Here is a 12,293-nt window from a genome sequence, read left to right on the forward strand (position 1 = left end):
TCACCCCTCTGCCGCGGCGGGCTCGGCGGGGCGTGCCGGGTCGGTGCTCTCCGCGTTCAGCGTGCCGTTCGTGCCGGGCGTACCGCGCACGCCGTGCGTACCGTTCAGGCTGTTCCTGCTGTCCGCGTCCTGCGCGGGGTCCGCGGTCCGGGCGGCGACCCAGCCGTCGATCTGGGAGACGACCTCTTCGTCGAGGGAGAGCTGACCGGGGGTCCACAGCGGGTTCGACAGACCGCGGTGGGTGCGCTCGCACATCTGCCAGTCCTCGTAGTTCGCCTTGTCCCACAGGGCGAACACGGCTTCGTGGGAGAAGTCGCTCTTGGCGGTCTCGGACGGGTGGAACAGCCAGAAGTGCCGCACGAAGCAGGTGCCGGGGCTCTCGGGCCAGACCCACTGCATCATCACGTAGTCGGTCGTGAACCCGAACAGCAGGTTGGGCAGAATGGTGATCCAGTTGATCCTCTGCCGGTCGGCCTCGGGCACGAGCGGCATGGGCGTGCGCCGGCTGTGTCCCGTCATGGATACGGAGTTGAAGCCGCTGCGGATGGACTGCCAGGCCCCGACGATGTCTCCCTCGAGGTCGTACGTGCCCGCGTCGTCGAAGTCGGTGATGCGGTGCAGGTCCTTGTGCGCGGTCGGGAAGTGCAGGCTCTCGTTGACGTTGTGGGCGACGAGCTTCCAGTTCGAGGCGACCGGGTAGTCCTTGGCCTGGACGCACTCCAGGCCGGCGAGTTCGTAGACGCGTGCGAACTCCCCGAACTCGCCCAGGGCCTTGTCGAGGTCAGGGGCGTCGTCGGAGAAGGTGATGAAGACGACGCCGTGACGGATCTCGGTGCGGATGGGCAACAGACCGTTCTTCTCCTTCTCGAAGAAGTGGTCGAAGTAGGTGCCGTTGAGGCTCTTGAGCTTGCCGTTCCGGTCGTACACCCAGCAGTGGTAGAGGCACACGAGGCTCTGCCGCTTGCCGCTGGCCTCCTCCACGAGCTTGTAGCCCCGGTGCCGGCAGTAGTTGTGGTACGCCTGGATGCCGTCGTCGCCGTGGAGGAGCAGGACGGATCCGCTGCCGATGTTCAGGGTGCTGTAGGCGCCCTTCTCCTTGAGTCGGGAGACATGGTCCACCGGGAGCCAGTGCCGGCCATAGATGCGCGACATCTCCCGCCGGTACTGCTCCTCCCCGGTGTAGAACTCGTGCGACCGGCCGATGCCGCCGGACTCGAAGTAGGGCCGCTGCTCGGACTGCTCGCTGATGAGGTCGAACATGCTGGACGCGCGCGTCATCTGCTGGGCTCCCTCGGGGTGAGGTGCGTGGAAGGCGGTGGCGGAGTGCCGGCCCCGGGCCGTGTGGTCTGCGCACCGGAGCGCCCGTGCCGTGGAGAGCGCTGTGGTGCCTGGTGGCAGGCACCGGCGCCGCTCCATGCACGGCGGCGGCATCGGTCGGCCCGGAATCCGGGACAGGAACGACGGGAGAGGGTTGGCGATCGGCAAACCGGCGGCGCCGTTGTGCCACCGCGCCCCTGAGCCGGTGCACCACAGTGCCGGCCGCCCGTCGCCACGCGACGCACGCCGTACGGATCGTGATGCCCGGGGCGCGACGGGGTGCGCGCGTGGTGTCACGGCGCCCGGCGCTCGGGGCGTTTCGGCTGCATGGATCGCTTCGGTCACTGCGGTCGCTGCGGTCGCTGCACCGGACCGCGGCCCGACCGGGGCCGCGGTGCCGGAAGGTCAGGCGGCCGGATCGTAGACCCGCTCCTCCTGCGGGACGCCCGCGTCGTCGTAGAGACGTTCCAGGGCCTCCGGCGCGTAGATCTCGTAGTCCGGGACCACGCCGCCGATCAGGCCGAGCATCTTGTTCGTCCACTCCTGGCTGGCGCTCATCGCGCTCATCGTCGCCCTGAAGAACGGCGGGAGTTCGGTGAGTTCGCCGAGTGTGGTGGTGAAGTCGTAGACGCCGGCGCTCTCCTCGTCACGCACCTTGTTGTACTCGGCCAGCGCCTCGTCCATCGGACGCTCTCCGGACAGCCCCTGGTGGATGCGCTCGGCGAGCAGTTCCCCGTGGAGGAAGGCGTCGGTGATGCCCCACCCGGTGTAGGGGTCCTTGTGGTAGCCGGCGTCGCCCACGAGGGCCCAGCCGGGTCCGTAGGCGCGGCGGTAGTAGTTGTCCGGGTAGCGCATGGGACGGAAGTCCTCCTCGCGCCGCCCGGTTTCGCGCAGTTGGGCGCCCATCTCCGGGTCGACGTCGTCGAAGACGGCCTGGAAGCGGGCCTCCACGTCCTGGCGGAAGTCCTTCAGCTGGCTGCGGGTGCAGATGACAGCCAGCATGCTCAGCCCGTCGTTCGTGGGCCAGCTGCCGAACCAGCGCTCGTTGAGGCCGGTCTTGTGGTGCAGGCCCCAGTCGAGGCCGCTGTAGTACGAGTAGTAGATGAATCCGGCCGCGGGGCGCACGTTGTACAGCTCCGCGCCGACTTTCTTGGCGACCGTCGAGTGGAAGCCGTCCGCGCCGATGACCACCGAGGCCCGGAACTCCCGCTCCGGCCCGTCGCCCTCGCGCCCGCGGATGCCCGTCACCTGGCCGTCGGAGGCGATGACGTCGGAGACGGTGAAGCCCTCGAGCACTTCGGCTCCGGCCCGGCGCGCGGCGTTGACCAGGATCTCGTCGAGCACGGTGCGGCGCGGGCAGTACACGGCGTCGATGCCGTCGACGGGGTCGGCGAACCCGTTGAGCTCGATTCCCCGGTACGTGTAGTGCATCTTGCGGATCGCCGGCGTCTTCGCCGCCACGATCTCGTCGAGCAGGCCCCACTCCTGGAGCTTCAGCAGCCCCGCCTGGTGGATGTAGTGCGTCGAAACGGTGTCGCTGGGAAAGGAGGACCGGTCCACCACGAGGACCCGGTGTCCGAGTCGCGCCAAGAGCATGGCGACCGGCGAGCCGGCGCAGCGGGCACCCACAACAATGACGTCGTACACGCGATCCCCCATGAATCAGATCAGGCACCTGACAGTGAATCAGGCCCGGCTTCCGGCGCTCCGTGCTCCCCGGCGCCGATATTGACGTGAAGGCTATGAGTATCGGCCAACGAAGGTCAATGGTTGGTAGTGAGACGGCAATGTCCTGCCATTGTGATTCGATGCCTGAATACTTCATTCCGTCCCATGGGGTGATGCCTGACGAGACAAGATGGCACGGTATGCACCTTTCGAGATGGGGTGTTTCGACCATGCTATGGCTTGTGTCACAACTCAGAACTCCGGACGCACGGCCACGCTCGGTGAGAAAACAGCCGGCGGAGTACACATAGAGTAGGTAAAGCGAAAAGCCCTCTCCCAAAAATGAGCTCCCCATGTCGAGCCTGCAATTACTCAGTTGACGTAACCCGAGAAGTTACATGAATAAACCACGCCAGAGCGTGGCCGAACTCGGCCATCGAGATCTTTTACGGGAGCACCGCTTGCGATACCCCGGCGGCCGGCCACCGCCGGACCGGCAGGTGTTGTGCGGGACCCTGGACACCTAGGCTTGGGGGGCTGGAAGGCCACGGAGCGAAGCCCCGCCATGTCGTTGCCAAAGGGTGCCAACGTACAGGTGTCGACCACCAGGGTCCGGGTGGAGTTGGGTTGGCGAGGAGGGCCGGGGACGCCTGAAGCGGTCGTTCAGCTACCGCGAACTGCGTGACGAGGTGGCACGTCTCGCCGGTGCGCTGGCCGGACTGGGTGTCGGCAGGGGCGACCGGGTCGTCATCTACATGCCGATGGTCCCCGAGGCCGTGATGGCGATGCTGGCGTGCGCCCGGCTCGGAGCAGTGCACTCGGTGGTGTTCGGCGGGTTCGCGCCCAAGGAGCTCGCCACCCGGATCGAGGACGCCCGTCCCAAGCTGGTCGTCGCCGCCTCCTGCGGGCTGGAGCCCAACCGCGTGGTGGCCTACCAGCCGATCCTGGACGAGGCACTCGCGCTCAGTTCCCACCGGCCCGAGCACACCCTGATGCTCCAGCGCGAGGCCCTCAGGGCCGATCTGGGCGCCGGCTATCTGGACTGGGCCGACATCGTGCCCGGCGCGCGGCCCGTGGAGCCGGTCCCGGTCGCGGCCACCGATCCGCTCTACATCCTCTACACCTCCGGCACGACCGGCCGCCCCAAGGGGGTGCTGCGCAGCGCGGGCGGGCACGCGGTCGCGCTCGCCTGGTCGATGGGCGCGATCTACGACATCCACTCCGGCGACGTCTTCTGGACCGTCTCGGATGTCGGCTGGGTCGTCGGCCACAGCTACATCGTCTACGGCCCGCTGCTGGTCGGCGCCACGACCGTGGTCTACGAGGGCAAGCCCGTCGGCACCCCTGACGCGGGCGCCTTCTGGCGGGTGGTCCAGGAGTACGGCGTGCAAGGGATCTTCACCGCGCCGACCGCGATCCGGGCGATCAAGAAGGCCGATCCGGCCGCCGCGGAGCTCGAGAAGTACGACACCACCTCCCTGACCTCGCTGTTCCTCGCCGGCGAACGTCTGGACCCGGAGACCTACCACTGGGCCTCACAGGTCCTCGGCGTCCCGGTCACCGATCACTGGTGGCAGACCGAGACCGGGTGGGCGATCGCGGCCAACCCACGTGGCCTGGAGGCGATGCCCGTCAAGCCGGGCTCGGCCACAGTGCCCGTCCCCGGCTGGGACGTGCAGATCCTGGACGACGACGGACGACCGCTGCCGCCCGGCCGGGAGGGCGAGATCGCGATCCGGCTGCCGCTGCCCCCGGGCGCGCTCCAGTCGTTGTGGGACGCCGACGACCGGTTCGTGGAGTCCTACCTCAGCCGGTTCCCCGGCTACTACCACACCGGCGACTCCGGCTACTTCGACGACGACGGCTACCTCTTCGTCATGGGCCGTACCGACGACGTGATCAATGTCGCCGGACACCGCCTGTCGACCGGTGCCATCGAGGCCGCCCTGGCCACCCACCCCGCGGTCGCCGAATGCGCCGTGATCGGCATCCCCGACCACCTCAAGGGACACGTGCCCTACGGCCTCGTCGTGCTCAAGTCCGGCGCGGACCCGGACCCGGAGCAGCTGCGCACCGAACTCGTCGCGGCCGTCCGGCGCGACGTCGGCCCCGTCGCGGCCGTCCGCGACGTCGCAGTCGTCCCAGCACTGCCGAAGACCCGCTCCGGCAAGGTCCTCCGCAAGACAATGCGTGGTATCGCCGACGGCCGGGACGAGCCGGTCCCCGCGACCATCGAGGACGCCTCCGTGCTCGACGCACTGCTCCCCATCCTGCGCAACCGCCCTTGAGACCAGGCCGGGTCCGTCGGCGGACGGGCCCGGCCCCTTCGGTCGGCGCCCTGTCAGATACGGTCTGCTGCAATCAGGAGGTACTGGAAGGAGCCGTCCTTGTAGGAGTTGATGAACGCCTCTTCGATGCCGGTGACCAGAGAAGACGTGGCCCGCAGCTCCCAGTAGGGGAGGGTCGCGGCAGTCAGGTCGATGATGGTCTGCGGTACGAGACGGTTGTCGGCCATGGCGCGCAGGTATTCCCGGCGGGAGTGGATGTTGCACTCGAAGTGCGCGTTGATCTGGGAGACCCACTTCGAGGGCTGTCCGTAGCGCGGATTCCAGCAGCCGGTGATGGTCACGTAGCTGCCGCCGACCGCGAGGATGCGGGAGTGCTCGGCGAAGAGGTCGTGCAGGTCGACGTACATACTCGACTCGTTGTTCCACGAGGCCGCGGCCCGCCCCGTCTCGAAGGGCGTGTCGAGCATGTTGCATACGCGGGCATGAACATGGTCCTCGATGCCCAGTTCATGGGCGCGCTGGTTCGCGAAATCGGCCTGCTTGGCCGAGAGGGTGACGCCCTCGACCTTGCATCCGAACCGCTGGTGGGCCATGACCATCGAACCGCCCCGGCCGCAGCCGGCGTCCACCACCGTGTCGTCGCGCCCGATGGAGCCGAGGTGGTCCAGGAGAACTTCGGCCTGCGCCGACTCCAGACGGTGGAGTTCGGCGACCAGTTTCTTCTCGTACTCGCTCTCGCTTGCGTCCCCGAGGGCGGCGTGGTCGACGTCGCCGATGCCGTAGTGGTGATGGTAAAGCCCGTCGACGTCGCCGAGACGCAGGTTCACGGGCCTGGCCTCGTGATCCCAGTAACGGGCGATGTCACCCTGGTAGGGCGACGCCGGAGCGGGAACGAACGCGGAGGTGCCGTTGATGGTGGTGAGCTCGGTGCTGGTCACAGGGGACTCCAATTCTTACCAGAAATCGGGCAGGCTGTACCGATAGGTGTTGGTCTGGTGCCAGTAGTGGTTGCCGTCGACCCATACGGCCACTCCCCGGAGGAAGCGCAGCACGCTCGGGACGGGACAGGAGGCGGCCAGAGCGGCCGCTTCGGCTTCGAAGTCGTGCATGAGGTCGTTGTGGACCTCGACCGCCTTCAGATAGGCATCACGGTCGGCGATGCCCTCACGTTCGGCGATCACCACCGGCAGGTTCAGGTGCCGACCGGGGCCGGCAAGTTCCTTGGTGTACGAGTACAGGTCGTTGACGATGGTGCTGGCGTTCCCGGCGAGCGCGAGAACACGCTGCATGGCGGGCTGGGCATGCAGGTCCGTCGGCAGTTCGTAGCCGCCGACGGTGTCGGTGATGGTGGGGCAGGGACGGAAGTTGTTGAACTGCCGCATCACCAGGTACTCCCACACCTCGGGGGTGTGGTCCGTCTGGGCCCAGGCGGCCTCTGCGAGGTACCCCAGGTGCAGACGGGCCATGTCGTGCCGGAACCGGTCGGCCTGGGAGGGGGTGGCCTGTCGGACAAAGTACTCCATGGCGGAGCGGTAAGCGCGCCGAGGGGCGTCCGCGTGGAGCGACTCCGCCCACTGCGGCTGGTATTCCTTCGGCGCGTGAAGGGGGTCGAGGGCGGTGTGCGCCAGAAGAAGGCGTCCACCGAGGCCGATGGGCGAACCTCCGTGGTCCTCGCAATAGCAGTCGTCGACCGCGTTCTCGGCGACCATCAGCCGTGCAGCGACCATCAGTTGGTCGACAGTGGGAGCGTCCGGATGGCAGGCAACCATGTAGCGCCCGACGGAGAAGCCGTCGAACTGGCCTTCCCACTCCTCTGGGTACAGCTCGACCTCGTCCACCGCCCAGTCCTTGATCCTGCGACTGACCTCCGCCACCCGCGCCGGGTCGGGCTCCGGCACCGGGTGGTGGTAGAGGCCCGGGATCGGTTTGCCCTCCACCGGTGCCTCGGGCGCCGGTTGCGCCGGCGACTCCTCGCGCCGGACCAGGCGCAGGCTCGCCGTGCCCAGACCACTGGGGCCGCGCAGGATCCGTTCGAGGACAGGGCTCGGTTGCGTGTGAGTGCTGGTGAGAACATGGGCCCCGAAGCGGGCCGCAGCGTCAGGAAGGCTCGACTGCAGAGGAGAAGGCCCAGGACCGGGCATCCGTAGCTCCTTGGTGAGGTGGGTGGGGGTGACGGCCGCTGTCCGGGGCACCGCACGTCTGGCCGCTGCGAGGGGCCGTCCCGGATCCCGGGCATGCTCGCCCGGCGCGCGAAAGCCTGGGCTGTCGTGGCCGTCGGACAGGCCCTGGTGCCGCGACCGGCAATGTCTGCCCGTCAGGGAGCGTCGTCCGGTGCGTGCATCGCAAGGCGGCCGGAAGTCCTTGTAGCGGAGCTACCAGGGCTTTTGGGCAACGCAGCGAGGGCGCGTGCCGGAGGGGCACTAGTCGCTCCGGCGGGCGATCTGCACGTCCTCCAGCACACCGAGCGCGTTGGGCACCAGGATGGCGGCGGAGTAGTAGGTGGTGACCAGGTACGAGATGATCGCCTGCTCGCTGACGCCCATGAAGCGCACCGACAAGCCCGGCTCGTACTCCTCCGGCAGGCCGGTCTGACGCAGACCGATGACGCCTTGGTTGTCCTCGCCGGTTCGCATGGCGAGGATCGAGCTGGTGTTCTGCTTGCTGATGGGGATCTTGTTGCAGGGCAGGATCGGTACCCCGCGCCAGGCCGGCACCTGCTGCCCGCCGACGTCGACGTGGTCCGGATAGAGCCCGCGGGCGTTGAACTCACGCCCGATCGCCGCGATCGTCCTGGGGTGGGCGAGGAAGAGCTTGGTGCCGCGGCGGCGGCAGAGCAGCTCGTCGAGGTCGTCCGGGGTGGGCGGGCCTGAGTGGGTCTGGATCCGCTGCTTGAAGTCGGCGTTGTGGAGCAGGCCGAACTCCCGGTTGTTGACCAGCTCGTGCTCCTGGCGCTCTCGCAGCGCCTCGATGGTGAGCCTGAGTTGCTCCTCGGTCTGGTTCATCGGCCCGTTGTAGAGGTCGGCCACCCTCGTGTGGATCCGCAGAACGGTCTGTGCGACGGAGAGTTCGTACTCGCGCGGGTTGAGTTCGTAGTCGACGAAGGCACCCGGCAGCCCGACTTCGCCGGTATGGCCGGCCGACATCGCGATCTCGGCCTCTCCGTGACGGTTCTGCCGCTGCAGGGGAAGCGAGCTGAACTGCTGAATGTGGGCCTGCAGGCTCGGCGCGGCGGACAGCACGGCGGCGAAGTCGGCGCGGGACAGGGTGAGCAGGGTGCCGGCGGTCTCGGCAGTGGCGGTGCAGTCCCACCTGGCGTCGGGGTCCAGAAGGGCGTTCTCACCGAACCGGCCGCCGTCGGCGAGTACGGCGACGGCGACCTCGTCGCCGTACTTGCCGACGGAGGTCTGGCTGATCCGGCCGTGGGCGATCAGATGGAGCCGCTCGGCGGGGGTACCGCGCTCGACCAACACCTCGCCGGCACGAAAGTCCCGCTGTACGCACCGGCCGGCGATCGCGGTCAGCACCTCCACGTCCTCGAAGCCGCGCAGCAGGGCCAGTTCGCCGAGCTCTCGGGGGATCACCCGGACGTCGGCACCGTCCTGGACGAACTCGATGTGCCCGTCGCCCACGGTGTAACTCAGCCGGCGGTTCACCCGGTAGGTGCCGCCCCTCGTCTCCACCCAGGGGAGCATCCGCAGCAGCCAGCGAGAGGTGATCTCCTGCATCTGCGGGGCGGACTTGGTCGTGGTGGCGAGGTTGCGGGCAGCCGCGGTGCTCAGGCTGGACTGCCGGGGCTGCTCCACCTGCGCTTCCGGGCCGGTCTCAACGGTCATCGGGCGGGCTCTCCTTCGCAAGGCAGGTGATCGGCGTACGCGCGCCAACCGGTGAAAGAGGAAGTAGAGGGTTAATATCGGGGATTTCGCCCCGATCCCTGGAAACAGTAACGGCCACTACGCCCAACTCGTCCCATAAGGCCGTTGGTCATACTCGATACAGTGATCTTGCTCCGCGCGGGGTTTGTCCGGACGACCAACGACATTCGGGCCACCTGATCGAGAGCACGCGCACGGCACGCGGCGCGGTCGTCCGCCCTTTCCGCCGCACCCACAGCCCGACTTGATGACCCCGAAGCGAAGTGCGACCCCCGACCAGCCCTTGCATGCACGGAGTGTCGGATCGGATACGTTACGTAACCTCCCCCCTCCAGAAATGGAAGGCGCCCTGATGATCCGGATCCGCACCGCACTGACCACCTTCGCGACGGCCATGCTGCTCGCGTGCCCACGACCCCCGCCGTAGCTGCACAGAACGTCGAGAGGGAGCCTGGCTGCGCCGCGCTCGCAGGCTACGGCGGGGCGGCCTCTGCAGCGAGAGGCCGAATGGACTATTGCCTGCATATCCGATCAGAGCTGGCAAGCCGGGCGGGGTACGGGGATGATGACACGGACGGTCCTGTATGAAGGGACACCGACGTGAGGCCCGCGCCCGAAGACACCCCCGATCACGCAAGGCGGCAGCTGAGCGACGCACAGCAGTCCGAGAACCTGCGTACGTTCCTGGGGGCCGCCGCACGCCACAGCGGTGGCACGGTCACCGACCGTGTGCATCTGCGGATCGCCCGGGACATCGCGGAAGGATTCGCTGCTCACAGCGCGCAGGGCGGGGCGACGAAGACCCAGGTGTGGGAGTGGATCACGCAGCATGCGTGTCCCGCCTATTCAGTGGAGGCGTTCGAGTCCCGGTGGGAGGTCTTCGAGAGCGAGCGGCTCATTCGTCCCCACCGGTCCAAGAGGCACCAGCTGCGGCACTCCTTTCATCCGCTCGGCACGGTCTTCCTGATGATCTGCGACCGGCTGGACAGCCGCGGCGGCATCGACGAGCTGATCGTCCTGCTGGACCGTACGCAGGAACTCCTCGACCGCGAGCACCCGGACCGTGAAGCGGTCGCCCACAACATGGTGTTCTGCCAGTGGGTGTTCCAGACATTCGCCGTGCAGCTGGAAGCTCTGGTTCTCGACGGCACGCTGAAGGAGCTGATGGAGGACCAGTGGCAGTACCACCATCAGAACCTGGACCAGCGGGTGCTGCGACTGAATCACGCGGTGAACCGCCACTTCCCGAAGGACGTCGGCCTCGCCCACACAGCTGTCGCCATGGTCGAGGCCGAGCAGCGGTACGCACATTGGGCCGCACAGGCTCTGCTGCGCGTGCTGGACCACGCCGGGACGACTCTGGACTTCGATGTCCTGACGGCCGAGGAGTACCTGGACGCCGCCCGGAACGCTTCGCCGGAGCAGCTCGCTGAGGCCGGCCTCGGGCTGGTGGTGGATACCCCGCAGGTGTGGCTCGACGCCGGGGCTGTCGTGGACGCCTTGGAGGCGTTCATGCCTCGTCGTCGGGTGCGCTACCGACCCCCGGTGCCCAAGGGGTCTCCCGACCGGGATCCGTTCGGCGCGGTGGCCGAGCGAGCGGTACGTGCACGGGTACGACGCGAGCGGGCCGCCGACCGCATGCTCCTGGAACGGATCCAGGCCGAGATGACGGAGGAGTTGCGTCGCTCCCGGTGGCCGCGGGCCATCCGGCTCCTGGCCGACCTGATCATGCTGGACGCCGATCCCGACGCCCCGTACCGGGTGGAGATCGACACCGAGCTGGTCATCGACCGCGAGGCGTGGGTGACCCATGTCCACCCGGTCACGGTGCACCGCACAGGAACTCCGGCGGGCGCCCGGTCGCCCACCATGGTGGCAGGCGAGCAGGGTGATGAAGAATCCTGACGCGGCTCTGATCCTCGCCGCCGCCCGGGCAGGCGGCGCACTCGCCCCCGACCGTCTTCCGGCGAGCCTTGTGGCGCAGGCCGACGAGGTCGCTCATGCCGCGGGGCGCCGTCTGGTGGAGTGCGAGTGCCCGTGGCCGGCACCCGCCGGTGCCGTCGGCCGCCCGGGCGCGCTGGGCCGTGCGCTCGTGCTGGGCTGGTCCGAGGCTCCGGTTCCCGAGGAGCTGGGCAGCTACCCCGTCGCGCGGCTCACCCCGACCCAGACGATCACCTTTGCCCTGTGTCTGGCCCAGGCGTGGCCGGATCAGCGCGTGCCCCCGTACCCCGGCCGTCCTTTCGAACAGGCCGACATCCTGGACATGGCAGGTGACATCGGTCTGGATGTGAAATTCGCCAAGGCCGCCCTCGACGGCGAACTGCAATGGCTGTTGCTGGTCGTCCGCGACGAACGCCGGCTGCGGCTGGGCCCGGCGGCGGCCGCGCTGCCGGAAACCTTCGCCGAGACCATGCGGCGCTTCCACGACCGGCTCCCGGGCCCGGACGGCGTCGCGCCGATGTGGGAGGACGAGGATGAGTGAGACACCGCTCTCCGACCACGACGAGGCACAGGTCCGGGCCGCTGTCGCAGCAGTGGAAACCGCCGACGGGCTCGTCCCCGGCGAGGCGTTTCCCGCATTGCAGAGCGATGCGCTGCGGACGGTCGTCGCCCGTCGACTGGCCGCACTCGGCCGGACGCTGCTGAGCCGCGAGCACCATGGTGTGGCGGGCTTCACCAGCGGTTACGACGACGGCGTGGCCGAGCGCCTGGCCGCCGAGGGCATCGGTGTCCTGCCCGCGGTGGACCGGGCGGTGCTGGTGTTGGTGCTGCTGCGTACCGTGGCGGCCCCCAGAGCCCGCGGTGTGCACGGCTCGGCGACCTGGCTCACGGACGGGCCCGGTACGAGCGTCGAGGAGCTGTACGCCAACCCGTACTTCACCTATGAGCAACTCCGTCCGGCGGTGCGCCGCCTCAAGGCCCGACGCCTGCTGCGGGAGGGCTTCCACCGCACCCTGCTGCCCGGCCCCGCACTGCTGCGCCTCACCGACGCCCAGTCCACCCGGCTGTGGGAGGACCTGGTACTGGTCACCCGGCCCGACTCGATGTACGCACAGGCCATCCGCCGGCGCCGCCAGGAGCAGCCGCAGCCCGGCAGCCGGCCCGGCTCCTCGCGCGGGACAGCGCCATGATCACCGTCACTCCACCG

The 12,293-nt window shown here is 68.6% G+C and carries 8 protein-coding genes and 1 pseudogene; 4 read left to right on the forward strand and 5 right to left on the reverse strand.

What is annotated here, in order from left to right:
* Together ACZ6ZQ_RS06635 and ACZ6ZQ_RS06640 are read right to left on the reverse strand one after the other, a co-directional pair.
* Complete coding sequence (locus ACZ6ZQ_RS06635; protein ID WP_469767460.1) at positions 1-1,278, reverse strand: aromatic ring-hydroxylating oxygenase subunit alpha; 1,278 nt, start codon at positions 1,276-1,278, stop codon at positions 1-3.
* A 444-nt stretch (positions 1,279-1,722) separates the two neighbouring features.
* Positions 1,723-2,976 (reverse strand): NAD(P)/FAD-dependent oxidoreductase, encoded by a 1,254-nt coding sequence (locus ACZ6ZQ_RS06640; RefSeq protein ID WP_469767461.1) that lies wholly within the window; start codon positions 2,974-2,976, stop codon positions 1,723-1,725.
* A 674-nt stretch (positions 2,977-3,650) separates the two neighbouring features.
* Between ACZ6ZQ_RS06640 and ACZ6ZQ_RS06645 the strand changes: the two are divergent.
* Positions 3,651-5,273: pseudogene (locus ACZ6ZQ_RS06645) on the forward strand (AMP-binding protein); the annotation flags it as partial.
* Positions 5,274-5,326: 53 nt separating this feature from the next.
* On the opposite strand, the gene ACZ6ZQ_RS06650 reads toward ACZ6ZQ_RS06645, so the two are convergent.
* The 3 genes from ACZ6ZQ_RS06650 to ACZ6ZQ_RS06660 all read right to left on the reverse strand — a co-directional run bounded on the left by ACZ6ZQ_RS06650 (position 5,327) and on the right by ACZ6ZQ_RS06660 (position 9,106).
* Entirely contained in the window at positions 5,327-6,211 is an 885-nt protein-coding gene (locus tag ACZ6ZQ_RS06650) for a geranyl diphosphate 2-C-methyltransferase (protein WP_469767462.1), read from the reverse strand.
* 15 nt (positions 6,212-6,226) lie between these two features.
* Positions 6,227-7,414 carry a family 2 encapsulin nanocompartment cargo protein terpene cyclase gene (locus ACZ6ZQ_RS06655; RefSeq protein WP_469767463.1) on the reverse strand — a complete coding sequence of 396 codons (1,188 nt, stop codon included), beginning with the start codon at positions 7,412-7,414 and terminating at the stop codon, positions 6,227-6,229.
* 279 nt (positions 7,415-7,693) lie between these two features.
* Positions 7,694-9,106 (reverse strand): family 2B encapsulin nanocompartment shell protein, encoded by a 1,413-nt coding sequence (locus tag ACZ6ZQ_RS06660; RefSeq protein ID WP_469767464.1) that lies wholly within the window; start codon positions 9,104-9,106, stop codon positions 7,694-7,696.
* Positions 9,107-9,745: 639 nt separating this feature from the next.
* On the opposite strand from ACZ6ZQ_RS06660, the gene ACZ6ZQ_RS06665 reads away from it, so the two are divergent.
* Genes ACZ6ZQ_RS06665 through ACZ6ZQ_RS06675 form a run of 3 tightly spaced genes read left to right on the forward strand, consistent with a single transcriptional unit; the run spans position 9,746 to position 12,276 of the window.
* Positions 9,746-11,050 (forward strand): hypothetical protein, encoded by a 1,305-nt coding sequence (locus tag ACZ6ZQ_RS06665; protein ID WP_469767465.1) that lies wholly within the window; start codon positions 9,746-9,748, stop codon positions 11,048-11,050.
* A complete protein-coding gene (locus tag ACZ6ZQ_RS06670) occupies positions 11,037-11,627 on the forward strand; it encodes a hypothetical protein (RefSeq protein WP_469767466.1) in 591 nt (196 codons plus the stop codon). The genes ACZ6ZQ_RS06665 and ACZ6ZQ_RS06670 overlap by 14 nt, the downstream gene beginning before the upstream one ends.
* On the forward strand, positions 11,620-12,276 hold the full coding sequence (locus tag ACZ6ZQ_RS06675; RefSeq protein ID WP_469767467.1) for a hypothetical protein: 657 nt from the start codon (positions 11,620-11,622) through the stop codon (positions 12,274-12,276). Before ACZ6ZQ_RS06670 ends, ACZ6ZQ_RS06675 begins: the two co-directional genes overlap by 8 nt.
* The last annotated feature ends 17 nt before the right edge of the window (positions 12,277-12,293 follow it).

This window comes from Streptomyces sp. NPDC053673, assembly GCF_055585225.1.

Bases quoted from the DNA above. Each gene is read 5' to 3' on its own strand.
- ACZ6ZQ_RS06635 (WP_469767460.1), bottom strand. From the start codon at position 1,278: ATGACGCGCGCGTCCAGCATGTTCGACCTCATCAGCGAGCAGTCCGAG.
- ACZ6ZQ_RS06640 (WP_469767461.1), bottom strand. From the start codon at position 2,976: ATGGGGGATCGCGTGTACGACGTCATTGTTGTGGGTGCCCGCTGCGCC.
- ACZ6ZQ_RS06655 (WP_469767463.1), bottom strand. From the start codon at position 7,414: ATGCCCGGTCCTGGGCCTTCTCCTCTGCAGTCGAGCCTTCCTGACGCT.
- ACZ6ZQ_RS06660 (WP_469767464.1), bottom strand. From the start codon at position 9,106: ATGACCGTTGAGACCGGCCCGGAAGCGCAGGTGGAGCAGCCCCGGCAG.
- ACZ6ZQ_RS06670 (WP_469767466.1), top strand. From the start codon at position 11,037: ATGAAGAATCCTGACGCGGCTCTGATCCTCGCCGCCGCCCGGGCAGGC.
- ACZ6ZQ_RS06675 (WP_469767467.1), top strand. From the start codon at position 11,620: ATGAGTGAGACACCGCTCTCCGACCACGACGAGGCACAGGTCCGGGCC.